This is a genomic window from Stutzerimonas stutzeri (assembly GCF_002909485.1).
GTDB classification, from domain to species: Bacteria; Pseudomonadota; Gammaproteobacteria; order Pseudomonadales; family Pseudomonadaceae; genus Stutzerimonas; species Stutzerimonas stutzeri_AH.
The window spans coordinates 400991-425235 of sequence record NZ_PPXG01000001.1; the positions used below are offsets into that span (position 1 = coordinate 400991).

General features: G+C 60.6%; 24 protein-coding genes and 1 riboswitch. Of the genes, 8 read left to right on the top strand and 16 right to left on the bottom strand.

Annotation, left to right across the window (positions count from 1 at the left end; all coding sequences use genetic code 11):
- Positions 1-32: 32 nt before the first annotated feature.
- The 6 genes from CXK91_RS01750 to CXK91_RS01775 form a co-directional block, all read right to left on the bottom strand.
- Entirely contained in the window at positions 33-668 is a 636-nt protein-coding gene (locus CXK91_RS01750; RefSeq protein ID WP_103454686.1) for an urea amidolyase associated protein UAAP2, read from the bottom strand.
- Between the two features lie 13 nt (positions 669-681).
- Positions 682-1410, bottom strand: coding sequence for an urea amidolyase associated protein UAAP1 (locus CXK91_RS01755; protein WP_103454687.1), 729 nt, complete (start codon positions 1408-1410; stop codon positions 682-684).
- A 1-nt stretch (position 1411) separates the two neighbouring features.
- On the bottom strand, positions 1412-2275 hold the full coding sequence (locus CXK91_RS01760; RefSeq protein WP_256055613.1) for an ABC transporter ATP-binding protein: 864 nt from the start codon (positions 2273-2275) through the stop codon (positions 1412-1414).
- Entirely contained in the window at positions 2272-3087 is an 816-nt protein-coding gene (locus CXK91_RS01765) for an ABC transporter permease (RefSeq protein WP_103454688.1), read from the bottom strand. Before CXK91_RS01765 ends, CXK91_RS01760 begins: the two co-directional genes overlap by 4 nt.
- 168 nt (positions 3088-3255) lie before the next feature.
- A riboswitch (guanidine-I (ykkC/yxkD leader) is annotated at positions 3256-3355 on the bottom strand.
- Positions 3356-3561: 206 nt separating this feature from the next.
- Positions 3562-5031, bottom strand: a complete 1470-nt coding sequence (locus CXK91_RS01770; RefSeq protein WP_103454689.1) for a methyl-accepting chemotaxis protein — start codon at positions 5029-5031, stop codon at positions 3562-3564.
- A 106-nt stretch (positions 5032-5137) separates the two neighbouring features.
- Positions 5138-5944, bottom strand: a complete 807-nt coding sequence (locus CXK91_RS01775; protein ID WP_103454690.1) for a TatD family hydrolase — start codon at positions 5942-5944, stop codon at positions 5138-5140.
- A gap of 173 nt (positions 5945-6117) precedes the next feature.
- On the opposite strand from CXK91_RS01775, the gene CXK91_RS01780 reads away from it, so the two are divergent.
- The gene (locus tag CXK91_RS01780) at positions 6118-7533 is read left to right on the top strand and encodes a transglycosylase SLT domain-containing protein (RefSeq protein ID WP_103454691.1); all 1416 of its coding nucleotides are present in this window, start codon (positions 6118-6120) and stop codon (positions 7531-7533) included.
- A 6-nt stretch (positions 7534-7539) separates the two neighbouring features.
- Here the strand turns inward: CXK91_RS01780 and CXK91_RS01785 are convergent, their stop codons facing one another.
- The 5 genes from CXK91_RS01785 to CXK91_RS01805 all read right to left on the bottom strand — a co-directional run bounded on the left by CXK91_RS01785 (position 7540) and on the right by CXK91_RS01805 (position 13601).
- Positions 7540-8559 carry a lipase secretion chaperone gene (locus CXK91_RS01785; protein WP_103454692.1) on the bottom strand — a complete coding sequence of 340 codons (1020 nt, stop codon included), beginning with the start codon at positions 8557-8559 and terminating at the stop codon, positions 7540-7542.
- Positions 8560-8639: 80 nt separating this feature from the next.
- Complete coding sequence (locus CXK91_RS01790) at positions 8640-9575, bottom strand: triacylglycerol lipase (protein WP_103454693.1); 936 nt, start codon at positions 9573-9575, stop codon at positions 8640-8642.
- A gap of 301 nt (positions 9576-9876) precedes the next feature.
- Positions 9877-10374 carry a transcription elongation factor GreB gene (gene greB / locus CXK91_RS01795; protein ID WP_103454694.1) on the bottom strand — a complete coding sequence of 166 codons (498 nt, stop codon included), beginning with the start codon at positions 10372-10374 and terminating at the stop codon, positions 9877-9879.
- A gap of 39 nt (positions 10375-10413) precedes the next feature.
- A complete protein-coding gene (locus CXK91_RS01800) occupies positions 10414-12918 on the bottom strand; it encodes an ABC transporter permease (protein ID WP_103454695.1) in 2505 nt (834 codons plus the stop codon).
- Positions 12915-13601: an ABC transporter ATP-binding protein gene (locus CXK91_RS01805; protein WP_103454696.1), complete on the bottom strand. Its 687-nt coding sequence runs from the start codon at positions 13599-13601 to the stop codon at positions 12915-12917. The genes CXK91_RS01800 and CXK91_RS01805 overlap by 4 nt, the downstream gene beginning before the upstream one ends.
- A gap of 11 nt (positions 13602-13612) precedes the next feature.
- Here CXK91_RS01805 and CXK91_RS01810 point away from each other — a divergent pair, with 11 nt between their 5' ends.
- The 3 genes from CXK91_RS01810 to CXK91_RS01820 all read left to right on the top strand — a co-directional run bounded on the left by CXK91_RS01810 (position 13613) and on the right by CXK91_RS01820 (position 15576).
- On the top strand, positions 13613-14218 hold the full coding sequence (locus tag CXK91_RS01810) for an arylesterase (protein ID WP_103454697.1): 606 nt from the start codon (positions 13613-13615) through the stop codon (positions 14216-14218).
- A gap of 43 nt (positions 14219-14261) precedes the next feature.
- Positions 14262-14543 (top strand): hypothetical protein, encoded by a 282-nt coding sequence (locus tag CXK91_RS01815; protein WP_003284563.1) that lies wholly within the window; start codon positions 14262-14264, stop codon positions 14541-14543.
- 67 nt (positions 14544-14610) lie between these two features.
- A complete protein-coding gene (locus CXK91_RS01820; RefSeq protein ID WP_103454698.1) occupies positions 14611-15576 on the top strand; it encodes a L,D-transpeptidase family protein in 966 nt (321 codons plus the stop codon).
- Positions 15577-15639: 63 nt separating this feature from the next.
- Here CXK91_RS01820 and CXK91_RS01825 read toward each other — a convergent pair whose 3' ends face one another.
- Positions 15640-15894 (bottom strand): Lpp/OprI family alanine-zipper lipoprotein, encoded by a 255-nt coding sequence (locus CXK91_RS01825; protein ID WP_003284566.1) that lies wholly within the window; start codon positions 15892-15894, stop codon positions 15640-15642.
- A 391-nt stretch (positions 15895-16285) separates the two neighbouring features.
- On the opposite strand from CXK91_RS01825, the gene CXK91_RS01830 reads away from it, so the two are divergent.
- Positions 16286-16579, top strand: coding sequence for a GNAT family N-acetyltransferase (locus CXK91_RS01830; protein ID WP_103454699.1), 294 nt, complete (start codon positions 16286-16288; stop codon positions 16577-16579).
- Positions 16580-16610: 31 nt separating this feature from the next.
- Here CXK91_RS01830 and CXK91_RS01835 read toward each other — a convergent pair whose 3' ends face one another.
- On the bottom strand, positions 16611-17687 hold the full coding sequence (locus CXK91_RS01835) for a 3-deoxy-7-phosphoheptulonate synthase (protein WP_103454700.1): 1077 nt from the start codon (positions 17685-17687) through the stop codon (positions 16611-16613).
- Positions 17688-17949: 262 nt separating this feature from the next.
- Here CXK91_RS01835 and CXK91_RS01840 point away from each other — a divergent pair, with 262 nt between their 5' ends.
- Together CXK91_RS01840 and cysB are read left to right on the top strand one after the other, a co-directional pair.
- The gene (locus tag CXK91_RS01840; RefSeq protein ID WP_103454701.1) at positions 17950-18906 is read left to right on the top strand and encodes a putative 2-dehydropantoate 2-reductase; all 957 of its coding nucleotides are present in this window, start codon (positions 17950-17952) and stop codon (positions 18904-18906) included.
- Between the two features lie 177 nt (positions 18907-19083).
- Positions 19084-20058 carry an HTH-type transcriptional regulator CysB gene (gene cysB / locus CXK91_RS01845; protein ID WP_103454702.1) on the top strand — a complete coding sequence of 325 codons (975 nt, stop codon included), beginning with the start codon at positions 19084-19086 and terminating at the stop codon, positions 20056-20058.
- Between the two features lie 93 nt (positions 20059-20151).
- Here the strand turns inward: cysB and CXK91_RS01850 are convergent, their stop codons facing one another.
- Positions 20152-20886: a phosphoadenylyl-sulfate reductase gene (locus tag CXK91_RS01850; protein WP_103454703.1), complete on the bottom strand. Its 735-nt coding sequence runs from the start codon at positions 20884-20886 to the stop codon at positions 20152-20154.
- 188 nt (positions 20887-21074) lie between these two features.
- Here CXK91_RS01850 and thrH point away from each other — a divergent pair, with 188 nt between their 5' ends.
- Complete coding sequence (gene thrH, locus CXK91_RS01855; protein ID WP_003284573.1) at positions 21075-21692, top strand: bifunctional phosphoserine phosphatase/homoserine phosphotransferase ThrH; 618 nt, start codon at positions 21075-21077, stop codon at positions 21690-21692.
- Between the two features lie 167 nt (positions 21693-21859).
- On the opposite strand, the gene pabB is transcribed toward thrH, so the two are convergent.
- Positions 21860-23200, bottom strand: a complete 1341-nt coding sequence (gene pabB, locus CXK91_RS01860; protein WP_103454704.1) for an aminodeoxychorismate synthase component I — start codon at positions 23198-23200, stop codon at positions 21860-21862.
- A 59-nt stretch (positions 23201-23259) separates the two neighbouring features.
- Positions 23260-24243 (bottom strand): alpha-L-glutamate ligase-like protein, encoded by a 984-nt coding sequence (locus CXK91_RS01865; protein ID WP_103454705.1) that lies wholly within the window; start codon positions 24241-24243, stop codon positions 23260-23262.
- Positions 24244-24245 lie beyond the last annotated feature (2 nt).

The window sequence follows — 24245 nt, forward strand, 5'->3', positions numbered from 1 at the left end:
CAGCGGCAGCAGGTAGCGGCGCAACAACCGCATCAGTCCCATACCAGCACCTGGGCAGGTGTCGGGTTCCAGCCGTTGCACGGGTTGTTCAGCTGGGGGCAATTTGAGATCAGTACGATCACGTCCATCTCGGCGCGCAGTTCGACATATTTGCCGGGTGCGGAGAGGCCGTCCTCGAAGGTCAACCCGCCGTCAGGCGTGACCGGCACGTTCATGAAGAAGTTGATGTTGGCGCCTATGTCGCGCTTCTCCAGGCGACCGTCGTGCAGGCTGGCGCGCAGAAAGTTGTCGCGGCAGCTGTGCATGTAGCGCTTGTCCAGCGCATAGCGCACCACGTTGCTTTCCTGGGCGCAGGCGCCGCCCAGGGTGTCGTGGCGCCCGCAGGTGTCGGCCGTGATGGTCAGTAATGGGTGGCCCAGATTGGAGTAGAGAACGGTCCCGGCGGTTAGGTAGACCTTGTTCTGCCGGCGCAGGGTGCGCTGCGGGTCGAAGCGTTCGCGCGGGTTCTTCGCGCTGAAGAAAAGCGTATCGATGGCCTGGTTGCCCTCAACATCCAACAGGCGCAGGGTCTGCCCGGCCTTCACTTCGAACAGGTACGGCTCGCCGGCCGGAATCAGGTGGCGGAATGTAGCGGTTTCGGGGTGCAGGCTGCTTTCTACGATGGTCATCTCGGCAACCTCCTCAGATGTAGAGTCGTTCGGTGTTGTGGAAGCCGCGGCCGTTCTCCGGGCGCGAAGTACGGCAGAGCACGCTGATACCGTCGCTCTCGACCTTGTGCCAGCTGAGCTGCACAGGCTTTGGTGCGTAAACCGGGTTCGGGTCGAGCGGGTGCTGCAGGGCGGTAAGGATCACCAAGGTATCCATCGGCGCATACAGCTCGACGTAGCTGCCCGGCTTGGAGTTGCCGCTGTGAAAGGCAAACCTACCGTCTGCGTCCACATCCACCCGGCTGAACAGATTGAGCACCATCAGCAGGTCCTGCAGGTTCAGATTCCACTTGCCCATTTCCACCAGCAGGTTGTCGGTGCCGTTGCGAAAGAAGCCGTTGTGCAGTTCCTGATAGCGGCCTTCGCCGTACCTTTCCCGCACTTCGTCGGCGTTCAGTACGCCGCCGAAGCTATCGTGCCAGCCGCAGGTGTCGGCCGTGATGGCGGCGAGTACGCGACCCATGTCCGAGTACAGGCAGTGGCCGGCGGTGAGCTTGGCGGTGTGTTGGCATTTGAGCGTATCCGGTAGGTTGAGGCGTTCGCTCTTCTCATTGGCATTGAGCAGCATGATGCTGACGTTGGCGCCGCCTTCGAGATCGGTCAGACGCAGCAGCTGGCCGCGCTTGAGGACGAAGGAGGTGTGGCCGCCACCGGGAATGGTTTCCTCGTACAGCGTGGGGCGGATCGCGAGTGAAGCGCTCATGTCAGGCTCCTTGATAGACAGTTCGGAAAGGGCCGCAGAGATCGGCCGGCAGACTGGCGACACCGTCGGGCAGGTGGCGGTTGTCGTGCAGTGGAATGTCGTAGGTCACCCGTGCGCCATAAGCACCCGGGGCGTGCGGATCGATGCGTGGCTTGTCGAACACCAGCAGCCGACTGCCGAGGGTGAAGCCCTCAGAGAGGTCATGGGTGACCATGAACACCGTCAGCCGGGTTTCCCTCCAAAGCTCGAGCAGCAGCGCGTGCATGTCCTTGCGAATGCCTGGGTCGAGCGCGCCGAAGGGCTCGTCGAGCAGTAGCACGCGTGGCTTCATGATCAGTGCCTGGGCGATGGCGAGGCGTTGCTGCATGCCGCCGGAGAGCTGCGCCGGATACTTGTCCAGGGCATGGTCGAGGCCAACCTTGTGCAACATCTGTGCAGCCTGCTCGCGGGCATCGCGCTTGTTGCGCCCGAGCAGGCGGCCCAGCAGCGGAGCGTGTGGCAGCTCGAGACCAAGGGCGACGTTGTTCAGCACGGACAGATGTGGGAATACCGAGTAACGCTGAAAAACCACGCCTCGGCTGGCGTCCGGCTCGTCAGCCAGTGGCTGACCGTCCAGCAGAATCTCGCCACGGCTGGGGGTTTCCTGGCCAAGCAACAGCCGTAAAAAGGTGGACTTGCCACAGCCGGACGCACCGACCAGAGTGCAAAATTCACCTTCGACGATGTTCAGGTTCAGACGCTCCAGTACCACCTGGTCGCCGTATTCCTGCCAGACGTTCTTTACCTGGATAAACGTGTTGGATTCGCCTGCGGCGCGCTGCTCCGGACGCGCGGGTACGGGCGTGTTCGCGTCTATATCGCTCATGCCTTGGCTCCTTCGTACCAGGGGAACAGCAGCTGTGTCAGACGCCGCAGCAGGTAGTCCATGGCCCACGCCAGCGCGGTAATCCAGGCGACGTAAGGCAGGATCACGTCCATCGCCATGTAGCGACGCACGAGAAAGATGCGATAGCCCAGGCCATCGGTGGAGGCGATGGCTTCAGCGGCAATGAGGAACAGCCAGGCCGAACCGAGCACCAGCCGCAGGCTGATCAGCAGGCGCGGCATCAACTGCGGCAGCACCAGGCGCAGGATCAACGTCCAGGTGTTGGCACCCAAGGTTTGCGCCTTGATCAGCAGTTCGCGGGGGATTTCTCGCGCTCGGTGTTCAAGGTCACGAGCCAGGATCGGTGTGATACCGATGACGATGAGCATCACCTTGGACAGCTCGCCCAGCCCGAACACAATGAACAGGATTGGCAGAATCGCCAGTGGCGGCACCATCGAAAGCACCGTGAGCAAGGGCGAAAGCGGCGCGCTAAACAGGGGCAGCGTGCCGGCGGCGATGCCCAGGCATAGTCCGGCTACCGCCGCAATAGCGAGGCCGATGCCGAGGCGCTTTAGGCTGGAGGCGGTGTCCTGCCAGAACAGGTAATCGCCGGAGCGTTTATCGGGGGTGAAGGCGAGGCGCTCTATCGCTGCACTCATCTGGCTGAAGCTGGGCAGCAGCTTGTCGTTCGGGTTGAGCTCCAGGCGCTGGGCCGAGTTGGTCAGGTACAGCGCCAAGAGCAGGGCAAACGGCAGGATCGCCAATGCCCACCAGCCGCTGCGGCCAGGCGTGCGGTTTATCAGGCGCATGGACAGGCACCTCGTATGACGGTGGCTGTAACAGACCGATAGGCGTGAGGTTCAGGCGTGGCGCACAGCCCGGTATACAGGGCGCAGAACGGCGGGGCCGGTTCGAACGGGAGCATGGCAAACCCTCCAGTGTTGGGAATAGCGCAGGAGCTGCGTGGCAATGACGCTGTCTCCCGGGCTTTTATCCCGCCGTGTAACCTCACTGGAGGTCGCCAACTCTCGGACCAGCCACTCGTGTTGACGAGTCGGAACCCTAGTCGGCTATTTCAAATTGTTTTGCAGATGCAGCAGCTTTCTTGCACGCCAAGATGCAAAGCAAGAGCGGTGCCAATGCACGGAAATCGCGCGCCATAGGCGTCGCGAAAGGATTGCTAATCGGTGGCTGCCCTGTTTTGGGGCTGCGCTCGAAGCGGTGCATGCTTTTCGAGCGCGCTACGGCGAAGCTGGATCGCAACGCCGATAGGGCATGAAGGCTTAGAGCTTGAGCTGGCCGATAGCCCGACTCAAATCGTTGGATAGCGCGGCCAGTTCTGCGCTGGTGCTGGCCGAGCTTACGGTTTGTTCGACGGTTCGTTCAGTGACATCGCGGATGCCGGTAACCGATCGATTGAGCTCTTCGGCGACCTGGCTCTGCTGTTCTGCAGCAACGGCGATCTGCGTGTTGCTTTCGCGCATCTGCGCCACGGCGCCGGCGATGGCTTCAAGCGCCTGGGCCGCCTCATGCGCTTCACGCACACAGTCGTCGGCCTTGAGCGAACTCTCCTGCATGAACTCCACGGCATCGCGGGTCATGGCCTGCAGGCCGGAGATCATCTGGGTGATTTCGTCGGTGGAGTCCTGTACGCGCTTGGCAAGGTTACGCACCTCGTCGGCGACCACTGCGAAACCGCGACCCTGCTCACCGGCACGAGCAGCCTCGATGGCGGCGTTGAGCGCCAGCAGGTTGGTCTGTTCGGCGATGCTGTGGATCACGTTGACGACGCTGTTGATCTTCTGGCTGTCTGCGGCGAGCTGGCCGATCATCTCACCGGTCTGCTGAACGCCCAAGGAAAGGCTGGAGATGGACTTCTGGACCCGCCCTACGACCCGATGACCGTCGCCAGCGAGGCGATCGGCATTCTGCGATTGGTCCCGTGTTTCGCGTGCATGTTCGGCGATCTGATGAACCGTGGCGCTCATTTCATTGATCGCCGTTGCGGCCTGATCGGTTTCGCCCTGTTGGCCGCGCATGCCCTTGTGCACATCATTCATGCTCGTGGCGAGGCGGCTTGCACCTTCGTCGAGGCGGGCGGCCGCTTGGGCGACAGTGCTGACCACACGTTGGTAGCCGTTTTGCATCGCATTGAATGCGCTGGCCATCTGGCCGACTTCGTCACGGCTTTCCAGCGGTACGCGGGCCTGCAAATCGCCGCTGCGCTCGACGTGCAGCATGACGTCCTTGAGTGTATTGAGATGGCTGAGCAGAAAGCGGATGAGTAGCTGCGAGGCGGCGAGCAGACCGAGCATCAGCACTGCAACCGCCATGGCATAGCTGAAGAAATGCTCACTCAGCACTTGAATGACGCTGGGCGCGCGGGCCAGTACAGCCAGCTTCTGGCCATCGGGTCGGGCAATCGTCTGCGCACCCACTACCGGGTTACTGGCGAACAATCGGTCATAGGAGAGGGCGGTCCACCCGTTATCGGCAACGACCTGGCCCTCGACTTGGGCGCGCTGATCTGCCTGAAACACAGCTAGGTCCGGGCCCTGCGGCAGCGCCGCGGACTCGGGCCATGCTGCCAGTAGTGAAGCACGCGCCTGGGCAGCTAAGTGGGCATCGGCGCTGCGCGCACTCTGCTCCAGCTGTACGGCATAGAGCACCAACAGCAACGCGATGACGAAGGTCACCATGTTGAGCGCCCAGAATTTGTACTTGAGCGACAGATCGCGAATCCAAACGGCCATGACTGCTCTTCTTCATATTTAGGAGGTGGCCGTAGCGGTTGAACGCATGCGGCGCGACTCAACAATTAACGGCCGCTGGGGGCAGAGCTTGAGAAGAAATTGTGAATCAGTCGAGGTCAGGCAGCCCGAAGAAAGTGCGGGCGCAGCGGGTGGTGTGCTCGGCGAGTCGCGCTTCGCTTTCGCCACGGTGAATAGCCACCTCGCGCAGCACTTCCGGTAGATAGGCTGGTTGATTTTGCCCGCTTTTCGGCTTGGGTCGCAGGCTGCGTGGTAACAGATAGGGCGCATCGCTTTCCAGCATCAGGCGTCCTTCGGGTATTTCACCGACCAGCGGATGCAGATGGGTGCCACGACGCTCGTCGCAAATCCAACCGGTGATGCCGATGTGCAGATCGAGGTCGAGATAGGTGTACAGCGCACGTTTCTCGCCAGTGAAGCAGTGCACCACCGCGGCGCTCAACTGGTCGCGAAACGGCCGCAGGATCGCTACCAGCCGTTCGCTGGCGTCGCGCTCGTGGAGGAAGACCGGTAGGCATAGGTCGACAGCGAGCTGCAGCTGTTCTTCCAGTGCACGTTCTTGTTGTGGTCGTGGCGAGAAATCGCGGTTGAAATCCAGCCCGCACTCACCGACAGCGCGCACTTCGGGCTCACCCAGCAGACTGCGCAGCTGGCTAACGCTATCGGCGGTCCACTGGCTGGCGTCGTGCGGATGGACGCCTGCGGTGCTGAATAGGTGTTGGCGAGATTCGTCGATCTCGCGACAGAGTCTGATCGCAGCTTCACTTTCTGCAAGACTGGTTCCGGTGAGCACCATCTGAGCAACGCCCGCGGCTTTGGCACGCTCGACGACTGCCGATGGGTCCGAGGCGAATGTCGGATGGGTCAAATTGACGCCAATATCGATAAGCTGCATAGCGACCCCAAAACTTAAATTCAATGTAAATCAACAAGATAGGTTATTAACCTAAACCACTTTTAGAGCATCAGCTAGCAGAATCACCCGACCTGTGAGAACCTTTGCCACCTTATTGCGGGCAGGGACACCGCGTTTAGCGCTCTCTGCGTCTTCAGACCGGTGCATCCTCGATGTCACGATTGCTGCCACTTCTGATCTGCTTGCTGCTGGTTTTAACGCCGGTGATAGCGAGCGCTCGCGTGGCCGGACCTGAGGCCTGGCAATCGAGCGATACGGTACGTGATCTTGCCGAGATTCGCCGCAGTGGCGTATTGCGCGTACTGGTCAACCAGAGCCGTAACAGTTCCGGAGAAGTGAAGGGCGAGGCAATAGGCGTGGAGTACGCGCGGCTGCGCGCCTTTGAACAACACCTGAACCGCGACGCCGCACCCGGGCGCTCAATTACCCTCAAAATCATTCCCAAAGCCAAAGACCAATTGCTCGGCGCGCTGCAGCGCGGTGAAGGTGATCTGGTAGCGCCTGGCGAATTGCTGCCGTTGGCGGGCATGAAGGGCATCAGCCGCAGCCGGCCAGTAGTAAGCGACGTATCGCTGGTGCTGATTGGACGGCAGGGCGGTCCACGCTATCAGCGTCTGGAGCAGCTTTCCGGGCGTAGCGTTGCCTTGCCGCCTGGCAGTGCCGCAGGGCCGGCGCTGGCGCGCCTGAACAAACAGTTGATGGAACGCAATCAGGCGCCGATCGTCGCGGAGTGGGTCGACCCCACGATGGCCGTCGAAGACGTGCTGGAAATGGTGCAGGCCGGCGTCTATCCGGCCACCGTCGTCGAGCACACCATCGCCAAGCGTTGGGCCAAGGTCATGCCGAAACTGCGTATCGACCAGCACCTGAGTCTGGAGGACAAAGGCAGCATGCACTGGTTCGTGCGCAAGGATGCCAGCATGCTGCGCGCAAGTGCCGATCGCTTTCTCAAGGACTTCGATCTGCCGGATAACCAGGATGTAGCTTTCGAGCGTGTTTACCGGCGCCTGTACAAAGTGCAATACCCGCTCGACAGAGTCGGTCGCCAGCGCCTGGAAAAGGTTCGTCCGACGCTGCAGCGCTATGCCGAACAGATCGAACTGGATTGGCTGAACCTTGCCGCACTGGCGTTCAAGGAATCCACGTTGAATCCGGCGGCCCGGGGGGCTGGCGGCGCGACAGGCTTGATGCAGGTTACGCCGGCCACCGCCCGCGCGATGGGCGTGAGCAATATCCAGCAGCTGGACAATAACGTGCAGGCCAGTGCGAAGTATTTGGCGAACATCCGCCGTAACTACTTCGCCAGCCCGCGCCTGAACGAGCGTGAGCGCATGGCGTTCATTCTCGCCGCTTACAATCTCGGCCCGCAGCGAGTGCAGAGCATGCGTGCCGAGGCCCGCCGACGCGGCCTCAATCCGGACCAGTGGTTCTTCCAGGTCGAACGTATTGCCATGGAGACCGTCGGGATGGGTGTGGTGGCCTACGTCAACAGTATCAACAAGTACTACCTCGCCTATCAGCGCGAGCGTTACTTACTGGAAGCAGACCGCAAGACGGCGGCCAACTGATCACGTTCAGCGGGTTGCGGTGCGCGCAGCCTGCTGCTGGTATGCAGCAACAAGGCGCAAACGTTCGCTCTCGTCGAAATGCTCCGTCTCCAGGCGTTCGATAGCTCTAAGGCGCTCGATGTCGTCCAGGCCGCGGGTGGTCTCAATGCGCTGCCGTTCCTGTCGATAGGCCGCGACTCGCTGTTGCCATTGATGGCGTTGTTGGTCCAGCGCCTCCAGACGCTCAGCTGCCGCCGAGCCCACCAATTGCTGACGTAGCTGGCGGATCTGCTGTGCACTTCCACCGTTTGCCAACAGTGCGGCGCTTTGCTCGCGAAGCTCGGTTTGCAACTGTGGCACAAGCAGATCCTGCAGTTCGCCGGGCAGCGATGCGCGCAGCTGATCAATGGCTCGACCCTTGGCAGCGCTATCCAGCGCAGGGTCGGAGCGTATGGCAAGGCGCTCCAGGCTGAAGCGGTCGTAAGCTTCGTCCAGCGCAAAGAAGGCCTGGTGAACAGCGGGGTCAAGTACCTGTGCCCGCAGCGCTTGTACCGCGCTCAGACGCTGGCGCAACGCACCCAGATCTGGCGCGCGCGTGTAAGAGGCTTCTAATTCAAGCAGTTGGCGCTTGTAACTCAGGTACTGGTTGAGTATTGCAATCGCCTGGCCTTGGGCAGGTTCCGGTAGCTCGGCAGCAATATGATGGTGCAATCGTTCGATGCTGCCTTTGAGTGACTCCTCACCGATAGCCGCGAGAAAGTAATCAAAGATCTGTCGAATCTCGGCTCCGACGATGAGGTTGCCGGCTTGGTCCAGGCGGAATTGACCGTCGATGTGCGTGCCCTTGAACGAGTCCGGGAGTTTCATAGCAGTCTGTGGCGCTGCATTTGTTTCGCGCGGTTGCATGACTGGTGGTGTTGAAGCCGGGGCTGGCGAGACAGAGGCGGGTGGCGTGGCAGCCGAGGTCGGGCTGGAAGCTGATCGGCCCAACATGATGGTCAGGCTTAGCGCGGCGACCAGGGTCAGCAGAACGAGGTATCGACTCATGGAAATGCCTTACGAAGGCGGTCGGGATGGTGATCCCGACCAAGTTCATGGGGGCTGTAAACTTTGGCTCATCCAGTTCGCTAGAGGCCGGCGTTCTTCAGTCGGTTGGCGTGCTGGCGATAAACGCTGACGGGGTCGGTTTCGAACAGGCTGGTCAGCCCCATGAACTGATTGACCTCGTCAAGGTGATTCATGCGGTAGTTGTCGCGGATGACCATGCCCAGATGCGAACTGCAGCGCCCGACCAAGCCATCGTTGGGGCCGCTGAACGCCAGGGACCCGGCCCCCATCATGGCGTCGCTAACATCTAACGGATTGGTCAGGGGGCTGGTGCCACTCCAGGAGTAGTAGTGCACGCCGTTGACCTTGTAGGCGCCTTCGCCGCATTCACTGGTGGGAATCCCCTGCGGGAACTTGGCGTTGAAGCGCGCAGCGCCTTCGCTGTTGAGCGACTCCAGGGTACCCAATGAGTCCTGCGGGGCGGTGCTGGAACTGCCCGACAGGAAGTTGATGAAGGTGCCCATGGCATTCACCAGCCCAGCGACGATGGCTTCGCCAGAGGAGCCTTCAGGGATATTGCGTATCAGATCGGCGACGTCCGAGCCTTTGTGCGGTGCTCCGACGCTCGTCACCGATGCAATCAGATCCGGTCGAATCCCGGCCACGTAGCGCACGGTGGGTCCGCCATGACTGTGCCCGACCAGATTGACCTTGGGCTTGCCGCTGATCGCGACGATCTCCTCCACCTGTGCCAGCAACTCCTCACCGCGGAGTTCGGAGGTGTTGAGTTGGCTGACCTCCGTGACATAAACCTGAGCGCCGTCGCGACGCAGTGCCTTGGGGATGCCATACCAGTAATCGATGCCGAGCAAACTGTCGAAGCCGAGCATACCGTGGGCCAGCACAATCGGATATTTCGTAGCGGTGTAGCCACTGCCGGAAGCAGCGTAAGCCTGACCGGTGAGCGCCAAGGCGCTACCCAGACAGAGGGCGAGCAAGGTTTTTTTCTTGTTCATGGACGCACTCTTCGAATGTGAATCGGGCTGTGGGCACTCCCTTGCCGTTCACCGCGCATCGCGCGTACTGCGCAAGGATAAGCGCAGCATTCGTGCCAGAACTTGCGAGATGAGACGCATAAGCTCTAGCTGGGCTCTCGTGCGAGAAATGATATTGCCGTGCTATCGGGACGGTTCGGCGTAACTGTTACCGAGCGAAACGGCAATTGAGTGAGAAGGTACTGTTTCGCCGAAGATGAGTGACGCAAAGGCGCATTATCGACGAAGATGATGACCGATTGTTCTCATTGTGACCTTATGGTCACGGGTATTCGATTGCCACCACGTACCAGAGCTTCATGCCGGTGGGCGTCTGCACCTGAACTTCGGCATCCAGCGTCTTACCCAGCAAGGCACGCGCCAATGGTGAGTCGATGCTGATCAGCCCTTGGCGGAGATCCAGCTCGTCGGGGCCTACGATTCGGTAGCGCGCTTCCTCACCGTCCTCATCCTCCAGGGTTACCCATGCGCCGAAATACACTTTGTTCGGATCGCTAGGGCGTTCGCCGACCACCTTGAGCTTTTCCAATCGCTTGGTCAGGAAGCGCACACGGCTGTCGATTTCCCGAAGCATCTTCTTGCCATAGGTGTACTCGGCATTCTCCGAACGGTCACCTTGTGCCGCTGCCTCGCTCACCGATTGGGTTACCTGTGGGCGCTTGACATGCCAGAGTTCGTGAAGCTCGGCGCGCAGCCGGGCTTCGCCCTCGGGGGTGATCAAGGGCGTGCCAGCCGGGCGGGGTGGGCGGTAGCGGCTCATGGATTTCCGGTCTTGCTGAAAAGCGCTGATTGTACCGCTTCAATTCTCGCGCAGTACGGTAAGCGGGCTGGCGTTGAGCGCTCGGCGCGTGCCGATCAGCCCGGCGCCACCAACCAGCAGCGCACCAATCAGTGGCAATACCAGCAACCAGGGATGCGGCTGCCAGCGCAGATCGAACGCGTAGTGATAGAGCAGGGCGCTGACCAGTTCGCAACCGAGCGCGGCCAGCAGGCCACTGGCTGCACCGAGCAGGCCGAACTCTGCGCGACGTGCACGAAGCAGCAATCGCCGCTCCGCACCAAGTGCCCGCAGCAATGCGCCCTGGCGAATGCGCTCGTCCAGCGTGGCCTGCAACCCGGCGAACAAAACCGCCAGTCCGGCGGCAAGCACGAACAGCAGCACGTACTCCACTGCCAGCGACACCTGGGCAAGAATGCTGCGCAGCTGAGCCAGCAACGCCTCCACCTGAAGTAGGGTGACCGAGGGGAACGCACGAGCCAGCTCTACAAGCTCACGCTCCTTGCCGGGTGGCAGGTGGAAGCTGGTCATATAGGTCGCTGGCATACCCTGCAGCGTGTCCGGTTCGAAGATCATGTAGAAATTGGGCTGGAAGCTATCCCAGTTGACCTCACGCAGGCTGGTGACGCTGGCCTCGCGGGCCAACCCGCCGATGGTGAAGGACAAGCGGTCGCCCAGCTTCAGTTGCAGGCTTTCAGCTAGCTCGGCCTCTACGGATACCCCTGGGGTGTCCGTTGCCTTCTTATCTGTCCACCATTGCCCGGCAACCAGATGGTTGTCCTTGGGAAGGTCGGACGCCCAGGTCAGGCTGAGATCGCGGCGTATGGCGCGCTCACCCTGGGATTCCTTGCTGACCAACTGGCGCACCGGCTCGCCGTTGATCGAAATCAGGCGGCCCGGTACGACCGGATACAGTGGGGCGGCATGGCTGGAAAGGGCGGCGATGCGCTCGGCAAAGGCATCCTTTTCCGCTGGTAGGACATTCAGAACGAAGTGGTTGGGTGCGTTATCCGGCAGCTGTTCCTGCCAGGTATCGAGCAACTCGCCGCGCAACAACGCGATCAGAGCCATGGCCAGCAGGATCAGGCCGAAAGCGAGTGCTTGCCCTGCGGCTGCCAGTGGATGGCGCAGCAACTGGCCCAGGCCAAGGCGCCAGCTCAGCGATGCGCCAGCAAGCAAGCGACGCATGGCCTTGAGGCCGAGCAGAAGCAGGCCGCCAAGGAGCAGCGTGGCAAGCAGGCCGCCGCCAAGCAATGCCAGGGTGATTTTCAGATCGAGGCTTAGGCGCCACATGATCAGCCCGAGCGCGAAGATGGCCGTGCCGTAGACCAACCATGCACTGGGCGGGATGGGCAGCATGTCGCGGCGCAGCACCCGCAACGGTGGTACACGACCCAATGCTGCCAGCGGGGGCAGGGCAAAGCCTGCCAGCGCTACCAGACCGGTTGCTATGCCGGCAGTTGCGGGCCAGATGCCGCCCGGCGGTATCTCCTGGGCAAGTAGATCGCGCAAAAGGAAGAACAGCCCGTGCTGTGCAGCCCAGCCGAGCAGCGCCCCCGTAAAACTGGCAAGCAGGCCGAGCATGCCCAGTTGCAGGGTGTAGAGCAGCAGCGCATCAATGCGTGAAAGACCCAGGCAGCGCAGCAGGGCGCTGGCGTCGAAGCGGCGCGTGGCGAAGCGGGCTGCGGAGAGCGCCACGGCCACTCCGGCCAGTAGAATCGCGGCCAGGCTGGCGAGGTTCAGATAGCGCTCAGCGCGACCAAGTGCACCACCGATCTGTCGATTGCTGTCGTTGGCCGTTTCAATACGCTGATGCGCTTGCAGCCCTGCTTGCAGTGACTGCTGATAGGTCGCGAGTGCCGCGCTCTCGCCGCGCCAAAGCTCGCGGTAGCGGACGCGGCTGCCGGGTTGCACGACGCCAGTTGCGTCCAGGTCATCGAGGTGCATCAGGACGCGTGGAGTCAGGCTGTAGAAATCGCCGACTCGGTCCGGTTCGTAGGTGAGTACACGGGTCAGGCGCAGCGGTTTATTGCCGACTTCGATGCTGTCTCCGATCGCCAGGTCGAGTGCTGCGAACAGTCGTGCTTCGGCCCAGGCTTCGCCGGGTGCCGGGCCCCCTCCTGGTTGTTCGGCCTCATAGGGCTGCGCTGCACTGCGCAGGGTGCCACGTAGCGGATAGGCGCTGCTCGCAGCCTTCACGCTGGCAAGTTGCAGGTTCTGATCGGTTGCAATCACACTTGAGAATTCGACTACCCGTGCATGATCGAGACCTTGTGCCATGCCCGCTTCGATCTGCTCTGGCACTGCCGGCGCGCTACCGCTCAGGACCATGTCAGCACCCAGAAACTCACTGGCTCGTAGCAGCATTGCGTCGTTCAACCGGGCGCCGAAGTAGCCGATCGCAGTGCTGGCAGCCACAGCCACCACCAGCGCGAAAAACAGCACACGCAGCTCGCCAGCGCGGGCGTCACGCATTAATTGTCGGAAAGCCAGGGCAAGTAGCCGAGCCTTGGGCATGCGCATCATTCGGCTGACTCGGCAGCGATCTGTCGACCAGCTTCGAGGCGAATCATGCGATGGCACCGTTTGGCCAGGCGCTCATCGTGGGTTACCAGCACCAGGGTGGTTCCGCGTTCACGATTGAGCTCGAAAAGCAGTTCCGTGACATGGGCGCCGGTGTGAGTGTCGAGATTGCCGGTGGGTTCATCGGCAAACAGCACGTCAGGTTCGGCGGCGAACGCGCGGGCGAGGGCGACACGTTGCTGCTCACCACCGGAGAGCTGGCGAGGATAGTGATGCAGGCGCTCCGCCAGGCCAACGCGTCCGAGCAGTTCGGTGGCCCGTTCACGGGCGTCGCGGCGGCCGTCCAGCTCCAACGGCAGCATGACGTTCTCCAATGCGTTCAGGCTGTCCAGCAGCTGGAAGGACTGGAAAACGAAGCCGACGTGCTCGGCGCGCACCCGTGCCCGCTGATCTTCGTCGAGTGCAGCCAGCGCATGGCCGGCCAGGTGTACTTCGCCCGAGCTCGGCAGATCGAGCCCGGCCAGCAGGCCGAGCAGCGTTGACTTTCCAGAGCCCGAGGTGCCAACGATGGCAAGGCTGTCGCCCTTGGCCAGTTGCAGGGAGAGGTCGGCCAGGATGCTCAGCTCGCCTTCCGCGCTGGGTACCACTTTGTTAAGGTTCCGGGCGTCGAGAATGTTGCCGCTCATGAGGGGATCCGATGCGAAGTTGGCTGAAATGCGGGGCTCTGGCGCTGCTGTGCTGGACTCAGGGAGCCCTGGCCGGAACCGTTCTGGTGGTCGGGGATAGTATCAGCGCCGCTTTCGGGCTGGAAACAAGCCAGGGCTGGGTGCATCTGCTACAGGAGCGTCTGGTCGAAGAGGATGAATCATGGCGGGTAGTGAATGCCTCGATCAGCGGCGACACCACGGCTGGCGGGCTCGCGCGGCTCGATCCACTGCTTGCTGAGCACACGCCTGAGGTGGTCATTTTGGAGCTCGGTGGCAACGATGGCTTGCGCGGCCAGGCTCCAGGGCAATTGAAACAGAATCTTGCCGAAATGATTGATCGCAGCCGTGATGCAGGTGCGCAAGTGTTGTTACTGGGCATGCGCATGCCACCCAATCTCGGGCAGCGTTACACCCGCGCTTTCGCTGACGCGTTCGACTCGCTCGCTGCCGAGAAAACTGTCGCCTATGTGCCATTCCTGCTCGAGGGTGTTGGCGGTGTCGCGGGCATGATGCAGGCCGATGGTATTCACCCGACTGCCGAGGCGCAGGATCTACTGCTCAAGACAGTCTGGCCGGTGCTCAAACCCTTGCTTTGAGGCGTGCGCGCAGCTACTGTCGCGCCCTCGATTGGAGCCTCAGATGTCGCGCTCAGCCAGGACCCTTTACGCTTATCGAATCATCGTGCCGGACGAACAGTACGACATGTTCGCCTGCCGCGAAAATCGACTGCATCTGGCGTCACGGCAGCTTGAGCTGAGCGGCAATGCCGACCGTACGCTATGCGGTGGTTTGCTGCCGGCGCAGCCTCGCTGGAGGGAACTGGAGCGCGCGATGCTCAAGGATCGGCAGCTGTGCCCCAACTGCCGGCAACTGCTGGAAGCACGACGCAAGGGCCTTCCGTCCGCCACTGCTGCCTGGTAGCTCAAGTTTCGCTCGGTTCAAGTACAATCGCTCCATTTCCATAATCCAAATCTTCAAGGATTTCTGAATGCTCTCGCGCGCGTTTGCAGTCGCCTCCTGTTTGTCATTCGCTGCTTTGCTTTCGGCAGGCACCAGTGCGGCGCTCGAGCTGCCGCTGCCGCCCGAGGGTGACGATATCGTCGGTCAGATTCAGGTCATCAAGGCCAAATATGAAGACACCTTCGCCGCCATTGGTGAGACCTATGACCTAGGTTACCTTGAGCTGGTGGCTGCCAACCCGGGCGTCGACCCCTGGCTGCCCGGTGAGGGCACCGACATCATTCTGCCGACCCGTTTCATCCTGCCGCCAGGTCCTCGTGAAGGGATCGTGATCAATATTGCCGAGTACCGTCTGTACTACTACCCGGAAGGCAAGAACGTCGTGCATACCTTCCCGCTTGGCATCGGCCGTGAGGGCTGGGGATCACCCGTTGGCAATACCCGTATTTCTGCCATGACCAGTAACCCCGCCTGGTATCCGCCTCAGTCGATTCGTGATGAGCACGCAGCTGACGGTGACCCGTTACCCAGGGTGGTACCGCCGGGCCCGGATAACCCGCTCGGACCTTACAAGATGACCCTGGCGCTGCCGGGATACCTGATCCATGGTTCGAACAAGAAGTTCGGTATTGGCATGCGCGTCAGCCACGGCTGTTTCCGCATGCTCAATCACAACGTGCTCGAGCTGTCGAAGATGGTCAAGGTTGGCACGCCGGTACGGATCGTCGACGAGCCTTACAAGTTCGGTATCAGTGACGGCAAGGTTTATCTCGAGGCCCATGCGCCGCTGGAAGATGGCGATCAGAAGACGCTCACGCTTATGGATAAGCATGCCGTTGTCATCAATACGCTGCTCAAACGCGACGAGGCCGCTGGCAAGCTGCATCTGGACTGGGAAATGGTGCGCGAGATAATCGCCGGCGAGGACGGCTTGCCGATTCAGATCGCCGAACAGCGGAGCGAAGTAGTTGCCCATGAGGAACAGTTGTTCTGATGGCCAAGCTGAGGGTATAAAAAAAGCCGACCTGAAAGGTCGGCTTTTTTTATTTCTACAAGCTTACTTGCGGCTAGCGCGTTCCAGCATACGCAGAGCACGCTCGTTGGCTTCGTCAGCAGTCTGCTGAGCCTTCTGAGCGGCGGCCATAGCTTCGTCGGCCTTGCTGTACGCTTCGTCAGCGCGAGCTTGGGCGCGGGCAGCGGCGTCTTCAGTCGCGGTCAGGCGAGCTTCGCTTTCTTTAGTCATGCTGTTGCTGCAACCGGTAGCCAGAACTGCGGCCAGAGCCAGAGCAGAGAATTTCAGAACGTTGTTCATCTTGTTCCCCTCAAGGTGGAAATCCATAAAGCAACTTCCGTTATGGAAAGTTTGCGCGCACATACTACCTATAACTTAGCTTAAGTAAACGGAGGCGATGGTAGCGCTTCGGCTTTTTTTTCCGGAACCGCCTTCAGTTAAGCACTCATGCCGGCAAGTTGGATGAAAAACATCCAGCGCAAGTCATTTACATAGGCTTCGTAGTTGCCAGATTCTCCGATTGACCGAAAGTTCCTGATCTTCGGTGCGCAAATACTGCTCAACGGGAGGCTGGTCGAATCGGATGGAAACGGGTAGAAAGACAATCCAAAGCATCTTTGGCGGCAGCTGAGTGTCATCACCGCAGCCAACCGAGAACAAGAAGACAGGACAACCCTGCTAAGGAGTTGAAATGAGCGATATGGTGCAGGTTCACCACGACCTGGCTGGTCATCGCTTCGAGGCTCAGATCGAAGGCCATTGCGCCTACCTGGCGTATATGGATCTGGGCAAGCAGACCTTGGACATATATCGCACCTTCGTGCCGGATGCTCTGCGCGGGCGTGGCATTGCGGCGGTGCTTGCGCAACACGCGCTCGAATATGCCGAGCGAGAGGGTTATCAGGTGATCCCGTCGTGTTCATATGTCGAGCGGTATATCGAACGCAATCGACCAGCGTCGGACCAGGTTGAGTCAAACCCATAAAAAAAACGCCGGGAGACCGGCGTTTTTCGTTTCAGTCGCGCTGCCGTCTGGGCAACACATCCTTGAGCTTGTCGTGCATGCTCATCACCGCTTTCTCGGTGGTTTCCCAATCGATACAGGCATCGGTGATCGATACACCGTACTTGAGATCGCAAAGATCCTTCGGGATCGACTGGTTGCCCCAGCCGAGGTGGCTTTCCACCATAAGGCCGACGATGGAATTGTTGCCTTCCAGGATCTGGTTGGCGACGTTGTCCATCACCAGCGGTTGCAAGGCAGGGTCCTTGTTGGAGTTGGCGTGACTGCAGTCGATCATGACGTTGGGGCGGATGCCGGCCTTGTTCAGCTCCTGCTCGCACACTGCGACGCTGACCGAGTCGTAGTTGGGCTTGCCATTACCGCCGCGAAGCACAACGTGGCCATAATTGTTGCCCTTGGTGGTGACGATGGACACTCCGCCGGACTGGTTGATACCGAGGAAGCGGTGTGGGCTGGAAACCGACTGCAGGGCGTTGATAGCCACGGTCAGGCTGCCGTCGGTGCCATTCTTGAAGCCGACCGCCGAGGACAGGCCCGACGCCATCTCACGGTGCGTCTGGGATTCGGTGGTCCGGGCGCCAATGGCCGACCAGCTGATCAGATCCTGCAGATACTGCGGGGAAATTGGATCAAGCGCTTCGGTCGCAGTGGGTAGGCCCATCTCGGCGAGATCGAGCAGCAACTTGCGGCCGATGTGCAGGCCGTCCTGGATCTTGAACGAGTCGTCCATGTAAGGATCGTTGATCAGACCTTTCCAGCCGACGGTGGTGCGTGGCTTCTCGAAATACACCCGCATGACGAGGAACAGACTGTCCGAAACCTTTTCCGCCAACACCTTTAGCCGCTCGGCGTACTCGTGGGCGGCCTTCAGGTCGTGAATGGAGCAAGGCCCGATCACTATGAACAGGCGGTGATCCTTGCCGTCGAGAATGTCGCGTACGACCTGGCGCCCGTGGGATACGGTCTGCAGCGCGGAGGCGGTCAGCGGGATTTCACGCTTCAGTTGCTCCGGCGTGATCAGGGTCACATTGGAGGCAACGTTAAGATCGTCGATTGGTAAATCAGCCATTTGTTACTCGTCAGAGATCACGGGAGCCGTCCGCCAGCCATCCCGGTGCGGCGGAACATAGCGTGAGGGCGCAGCGGGGAAACGGAACCTTAGCGCTAAAGGGCGAAATCGACAACGAGATTGATGGCCTATTGCGGCGTTCCGCGCGGACAGCCGTTGGCCTGCAGGGTGCGCTGCTGGGACGCTAGGCGTCGTGCTGCTATCGTTTGGTTTTTCAACTGGTTGGCGCGGTGACGCGACCATCCTTCTATCTGGAGTGCTTATGTCTGCAGCGAGCCCACGTATCGGCATCGTCGGCACTGGTGCCATCGGTGGTTTCTACGGTCTTATGCTGGCGCGCGCCGGCTACGATGTGCACTTTCTGCTACGCAGCGAATACGCCACCGTTCGTGAGCGCGGGCTGCGAGTCAACAGTGCCGTTCACGGACCGTTGGCATTGGAGCAGCCGCAGGTCTACCGCGATGTCTCGCAAATGCCGCGATGCAACTGGTTGCTGGTGGGAGCGAAAAGCACGAGCAATGCGGCGCTGGCGCCGATCATCGCGCAGCTGGCTGCTCCTGATTGCAAGGTCGTGGTGTTGCAGAACGGCTTGGGTGTGGAGGATGCCCTCAGGCCGTTGCTGCCTGAAAGCGTGCATCTGTTGGGCGGGCTGTGCGCGATCTGCGCTCATCGCTCTGCACCCGGTGTGGTCGAGCATCAGGCACTTGGCGGGGTTAATCTCGGCTATCACTCCGGGCCTGCGGGTGCAGAAGAGCAGGCGCAGCTCGCTGTGCTGAACGAGATGGCCGAGATGTTCCGACAGGCTGGGGTGGACTCCGCTCCGATGCCCAGCTTGGCGCAGGCACGCTGGATGAAGCTGGTGTGGAACGTACCGTTCAATGGCCTATCCGCGCTGCTGAATGCGGGCACTGAAGCGCTGCTTGGCGATAGTCACGCCCGTGTGCAGATCAAGGCCATCATGCAGGAAGTGTGTGCGGCTGCGCGGGCGCTGGGCTGTTCATTGCCCGAGGATTTTCCTGAAAAGCTGTTGATGGGCACAGCACGTATGCCCGATTACCTGCCAAGCATGTATCACGACCGAATCCAGTGCCGGCCGATGGAGCTCGAGGCCATCTACGAGGCACCGCTTGCTGCCGCGGCGCAGGCGGGCGTTTCGATGCCTCGGACGGAAATGCTGTACCACATGTTGCGCTTTCTAGAGGCTAATGGTCAGGGCTGACGCAAAGATTGGGCTCGATTTCGCCGCGCTGCTAAGCTCATCCAGCAGCGGTGACCACCCTGACCAAAGGTCGCACAGCAAAAAGTTTGCGGAAGATCTATCATTCGCCGGTGAACCTTTCATCTGGTTATAAGTGTTGCGGCGAGCGCGATGGCGCCTTTGCCTTGAGGGATTTCTATGAAGCTTCAACAACTGCGTTACATCTGGGAAGTGGCGCATCATGACCTCAATGTATCGGCAACTGCCCAGAGTCTGTTCACCTCCCAGCCAGGCATTAGCAAGCAGATTCGCTTGCTCGAAGACGAACTCGGCGTAGAGGTCTTCGCTCGTAGCGGTAAGCACCTGACTCGGGTGACACCAGCAGGGGAACGCATCATCACCACGGCAGGAGAGATCCTGCGCAAATGCGAAAGCATCAAGCAGATTGCCCAGGAGTTCTCCAACGAGAAGAAGGGCACTCTGAGCATCGCCACCACCCACACCCAGGCGCGCTATGCGCTGCCCCAGGTGATCAGTAGCTTTATCAAGCAGTATCCCGACGTCTCCCTGCACATGCATCAGGGCACGCCGATGCAGATAGCGGAAATGGCTGCCGATGGAACTGTCGATTTTGCTATCGCTACTGAGGGGTTGGAGCTGTTCGGCGACCTGGTGATGATGCCTTGCTACCGCTGGAACCGTTGCGTGATCGTGCCTCAGGGGCATCCATTGGCCAAGCTCGAAAAGCTCACCCTGGAAGCGCTCGCCGAGCATCCCATCGTGACCTATGTATTCGGCTTTACCGGTCGCTCCAAGCTCGACGAGGCGTTCGGACACCGGGGGCTTTCGCCCAAGGTGGTGTTCACGGCCGCCGACGCCGACGTGATCAAGACCTACGTGCGCCTTGGGCTGGGGGTCGGGATCGTGGCGCGCATGGCGGTCGATGCCAAGCTGGATTCGGATCTGGTGGTGCTGGACGCCAGCGAGTTGTTCGAGTCGAGCGTGACAAAGATCGGTTTTCGTCGCGGCACGTTCCTGCGCGGCTTCATGTGCGACTTCATACAGCAGTTCGCCCCACATCTGGATCGGGACATGTTGGAAAGGGCCGTGCAATGTCGTAACAAAGTGGAATTGGATGAACTGTTCGACGGGATGGAGTTGCCGACCTACTGATCGGTGACGGCAGGTCGGTCCTGGTACCCAACCTGCTGCACTCGTTTTTTCCGATCCGATGGCTAGCGCCGCTGGGCCAGGCTGATCTTCATATCAGTTCTTAGCGATCAGATTGCCGGCGTGCAAGCCACATTCTTTATGAGTCGCTTCTTCCCACCACCAGCGGCCCTCGCGCTCGTGCTGGTTGGGCAGGACCGGACGGGTGCAGGGTTCGCAGCCAATGCTGATGAACCCGCGCTCGTGCAGGCTGTTGAAGGGGAGTTCGAGCATGCGGATGTAACCCCAGACTTCCTCGCTGGTCATCTGCGCCAACGGATTGAACTTGTACAGCGCGTTTTCCGGCGTCGAAAACGCTGAGTCGAGTTCCAGCACCGGTACTTGGCTGCGTGTGCCCGGGCTCTGATCGCGACGCTGGCCGGTGGCCCAGGCGCGGACGGTCGTCAGCTTGCGCCGCAACGGCTCGATCTTGCGAATCCCGCAGCATTCGCCGTGACCGTCGCGGTAGAAGCTGAACAGGCCTTTCTCGTTCACCAGGGGCTGCAGAAGTGCCGGGTCCGGCGTCATGATCTCGATAGCGATGCCGTAGTGCTCGCGTACCTGCTCGATGAACCGGTAGGTCTCACTGTGGAGGCGGCCGGTATCAAGGGTGAATACTTTGACGTTTTTGTTGAGTTTCCAGGCCATGTCGAGCAACACCACGTCCTCGGCGCCGCTGAAGGAAATCCACAGGTCATCACCGAACAGGTCGAAGGCGAGTTTTAAAACGTCTTGCGGGGACTTCTCGGCGTAGGCGGCGGCCAACGCAGCAACGTCGATAGATGGGCTCATCAGGCGGCTTCCTTATAGATAACGGCGCTTTGGCGCTCTGAGGCGGCGGATGGTAGCAAACGGCGGTTATGCCGCTAAATAACGTTTAGATACGCTGATCAGCTGCTTCGGGTATAAGCCTTGCGTTGCTTCGGTTGCGTGCTGCCGTTAGAGTGCCGCCTTCAATTTTCTGCATTGAGGAGTGGCCCGTGGAAATAGCCTGTCTCGACCTGGAAGGTGTGCTGGTTCCGGAAATCTGGATCGCCTTTGCCGAGGCCACCGGAATCGAATCGCTCCGGGCGACCACGCGGGACATTCCCGATTACGACGTGCTGATGAAGCAGCGTCTTCGCATTCTCGATGAACACGGCCTGAAGCTCGCCGATATCCAGAAGGTGATTGCAACTCTGAAGCCACTGGAAGGCGCACCGGAGTTCGTCGACTGGCTGCGCGAGCGCTTTCAGGTGGTGATCCTCTCGGACACTTTCTACGAGTTCTCGCAGCCGCTGATGCGTCAGCTGGGTTTTCCGACGCTGCTTTGCCACCGCCTGATCACCGACGAAACCGATCGTGTCGTGGATTATCAGCTGCGCCAGAAGGACCCCAAGCGTCAGTCGGTCATCGCGCTGAAAAGCCTCTACTACCGCGTGATTGCCGCTGGCGACTCCTACAACGACACCACCATGCTCAGCGAAGCCCATGCCGGCATCCTGTTCCATGCGCCGGATAACGTCATCGCTGAGTTCCCGCAGTTCCCTGCGGTGCATACCTTCGATGAGCTGAAGCAGGAATTCCTCAAGGCGTCGAACCGCAAACTGGCGCTCTGATACAGCGACAAGGTGCAGGCAAAAGCGGCAGGAAACAGGCAGGGTGGGCTTCGGCCCACCAAATCCAGGCCTGTCGCACGTTGTCCGGTGACACTGCGCAATATAGGAGGCGGCAGGTTTTAAAAAGCTTGGCAGATGCTTGTGCGTGCCACTGATTGGCTTGCAGCTTAGAGCCCTTCCAGCGTTCTCATCAGAACGCTCACCTTGTCGATCGATTCCTGGTACTCCGCTTGCCAATCGGAATCGGCGACGATACCGCCGCCGCCCCAGCAGCTGGCTTGCCCATCCCGGATGAGCAGTGTGCGAATGGCGATGGAACTGTCCATTTCTCCTCTGATATCGATGTACAGCAGCGATCCGCAATAGATAGAGCGGCGAGTGGGCTCCAGCTCGTCGATGATCTGCATCGCGCGGATCTTCGGCGCCCCTGTGATCGAGCCGCCGGGAAAGCTGCCAGCCAGGAGATCGAATGCATCGTGGTTGTCGGCCAATTCACCGGTCACGCAGCTCACCAGATGATGGACGTTGGGGTAGCTTTCCAAGGCGAACAGCTGCGGAACACGCACGCTGCCGATCCGACAGCTGCGGCCAAGGTCGTTGCGCAGGAGGTCGACGATCATCAGATTCTCGGCTCGATCCTTTTCGCTGGCGAGCAGCGCTTGCGCTTGTGCGGCGTCGCTGCGCTCGTCCGCACCGCGTGGCCGGGTGCCCTTGATCGGACGAGTTTCCACATGGCCCTGGTGCAAACGCAGGAAGCGCTCCGGCGACAGACTGGCTATCACGCCTTCGTCCAGCGTTAGGAATCCGGCATAAGGTGTTGGGCAGGCCTCGCGCAGTGCCCGATAGGCGGCCCAGGAGTCGCCCGAACAGCCGGCGCGGAAACGCTGAGTGAAGTTGACCTGGTAGCAGTCGCCGGCCTGGATGTAGGCCTGAATGCGCTCAATGCCGTTCCGGTACGTGTCGACACTCAGATCGGCAGCGAAACGGCTGTGCAGCGTGAATGGAGCATTTTCGACGGTGGTGCCCGAATCGAACAGCGTGATCAGCCGCATCTGTTCGGCGGCAGTCGTCGCTGGGTGAAACATTAACTGACTGGTCCGCCTTTGGTGATCGCTGATCAGCGCCCAGCCATAAAGGCCAAAACGCGCCAGTGGCAGACCGTTGTCGTCGATGGCGCGCTGGGGAAGGGTCTCGAGGCGTGTACCGAAGTCGTAGCTCAAAAGGCCGATCAGCCCACCGGCAAACGGCAGCTCGCAGTCCTCGGGCAGCTCTGCGGAGCCCAGTCCGCGCAATGCCTGGCGCAAGCGCTGGAAGAAATCACGTCCTGATTCATCGTCGCGTGGCTCGTGCACAGCCAGCGGCCAGGCGCTGAGAATGTCGAAGCGTCCGCGTTCGGCTTTTGGCCTGCCGGAATCGAGCAGGACCGCGCTCGGCGCGTGGCGGATGCGTTCGAACCAGTGAGAGGGGTCCGCCTGATAGGGCAGGGCGTGCAGCGTGCAGATGGGCATGGGTCAGGTCGATGAGAGGGCAGCCCGCGAGGATACGCGGGCCATCCGGTTTGCGTCATTCAGACGTGGGGCGGGACATGCCCGAACAGCTCCTGGGAGAACTTTACTCGTTCCTCCGGCGTTTCCTGAATGCCTTTCTCCTTGAGTTCCGCCAACCGATTCTCAACGGCATGCGCGCGGTGCGTCAGGCCGCAGTCGTTGGCGATCTGGATATTCAGGCCCGGGCGCGCATTCAGCTCGAGAATGAGCGGCCCTTTGTCCTGATCGAGCACCATGTCCACGCCGATATAGCCCAGCCCGCAAAGCTCGTAGCAGGCAGCGCCGAGCTTCATGAAACCGTCCCAGTTGGGCAGCTGCACGCCGTCCACCGCGTTAGTGGTGTCTGGATGCTTGCTGATCTTGTTGTTCAGCCAGGTGCCGCGTAGCGTGATACCGGTGGCCAGGTCCACACCGACGCCGATGGCGCCCTGGTGCAGGTTCGCCTTGCCGCCGGATTGCCGGGTGGGCAGGCGCAGCATGGCCATGACTGGGTAGCCCATGAGCACGATGATTCGGATGTCCGGCACGCCTTCATAGCTGATGCTCTTGAAGATCGGGTCAGGTGTCACGCGGTATTCGATCAAGGCGCGGTCACGGTGACCGCCCAGGGAGTAAAGGCCGGTGAGGATGTTGGATATCTGGTGCTCGATTTCCTCGTGCGTCAGGATCTTGCCGGACACGGTTCTGTAACGGCCCTCGAAGCGGTCGGCGATCACCAGGATGCCGTCGCCCCCAGCGCCTTGAGCTGGTTTCACGACAAAATCGGTGTGATCCCTGACGATGTCCTTGAGCTTATCGATGTCCTTTTCGGTCTCGATGACGCCGTACATCTCCGGCACATGAATACCGGCTGCAATGGCCCGTTCCTTGGTGATGATTTTGTCATCGACGATCGGATACAGGTTGCGCTTGTTGTACTTGAGCACGTAGTCCGCGTTACGGCGGTTGATGCCCATGATTCCCTTGGCTTCCAGGGCCTTCCACGTCTTGATCAGACCAAACATGG

Coding starts and splice junctions, on each gene's coding strand:
- CXK91_RS01850 (WP_103454703.1), bottom strand. CDS start 20,886: ATGAGCCCATCTATCGACGTTGCTGCGTTGGCCGCCGCCTACGCCGAG.
- CXK91_RS01830 (WP_103454699.1), top strand. CDS start 16,286: ATGAGCGATATGGTGCAGGTTCACCACGACCTGGCTGGTCATCGCTTC.
- CXK91_RS01760 (WP_256055613.1), bottom strand. CDS start 2,275: ATGAGCGATATAGACGCGAACACGCCCGTACCCGCGCGTCCGGAGCAG.
- CXK91_RS01815 (WP_003284563.1), top strand. CDS start 14,262: ATGTCGCGCTCAGCCAGGACCCTTTACGCTTATCGAATCATCGTGCCG.
- CXK91_RS01790 (WP_103454693.1), bottom strand. CDS start 9,575: ATGAACAAGAAAAAAACCTTGCTCGCCCTCTGTCTGGGTAGCGCCTTG.
- CXK91_RS01765 (WP_103454688.1), bottom strand. CDS start 3,087: ATGCGCCTGATAAACCGCACGCCTGGCCGCAGCGGCTGGTGGGCATTG.
- CXK91_RS01840 (WP_103454701.1), top strand. CDS start 17,950: ATGTCTGCAGCGAGCCCACGTATCGGCATCGTCGGCACTGGTGCCATC.
- CXK91_RS01865 (WP_103454705.1), bottom strand. CDS start 24,243: ATGTTTGGTCTGATCAAGACGTGGAAGGCCCTGGAAGCCAAGGGAATC.
- CXK91_RS01810 (WP_103454697.1), top strand. CDS start 13,613: ATGCGAAGTTGGCTGAAATGCGGGGCTCTGGCGCTGCTGTGCTGGACT.
- CXK91_RS01750 (WP_103454686.1), bottom strand. CDS start 668: ATGACCATCGTAGAAAGCAGCCTGCACCCCGAAACCGCTACATTCCGC.
- greB (WP_103454694.1), bottom strand. CDS start 10,374: ATGAGCCGCTACCGCCCACCCCGCCCGGCTGGCACGCCCTTGATCACC.
- CXK91_RS01835 (WP_103454700.1), bottom strand. CDS start 17,687: ATGGCTGATTTACCAATCGACGATCTTAACGTTGCCTCCAATGTGACC.
- CXK91_RS01825 (WP_003284566.1), bottom strand. CDS start 15,894: ATGAACAACGTTCTGAAATTCTCTGCTCTGGCTCTGGCCGCAGTTCTG.
- CXK91_RS01805 (WP_103454696.1), bottom strand. CDS start 13,601: ATGAGCGGCAACATTCTCGACGCCCGGAACCTTAACAAAGTGGTACCC.
- CXK91_RS01820 (WP_103454698.1), top strand. CDS start 14,611: ATGCTCTCGCGCGCGTTTGCAGTCGCCTCCTGTTTGTCATTCGCTGCT.
- pabB (WP_103454704.1), bottom strand. CDS start 23,200: ATGCCCATCTGCACGCTGCACGCCCTGCCCTATCAGGCGGACCCCTCT.
- cysB (WP_103454702.1), top strand. CDS start 19,084: ATGAAGCTTCAACAACTGCGTTACATCTGGGAAGTGGCGCATCATGAC.
- CXK91_RS01800 (WP_103454695.1), bottom strand. CDS start 12,918: ATGATGCGCATGCCCAAGGCTCGGCTACTTGCCCTGGCTTTCCGACAA.
- CXK91_RS01775 (WP_103454690.1), bottom strand. CDS start 5,944: ATGCAGCTTATCGATATTGGCGTCAATTTGACCCATCCGACATTCGCC.
- CXK91_RS01755 (WP_103454687.1), bottom strand. CDS start 1,410: ATGAGCGCTTCACTCGCGATCCGCCCCACGCTGTACGAGGAAACCATT.
- CXK91_RS01770 (WP_103454689.1), bottom strand. CDS start 5,031: ATGGCCGTTTGGATTCGCGATCTGTCGCTCAAGTACAAATTCTGGGCG.
- CXK91_RS01785 (WP_103454692.1), bottom strand. CDS start 8,559: ATGAGTCGATACCTCGTTCTGCTGACCCTGGTCGCCGCGCTAAGCCTG.
- CXK91_RS01780 (WP_103454691.1), top strand. CDS start 6,118: ATGTCACGATTGCTGCCACTTCTGATCTGCTTGCTGCTGGTTTTAACG.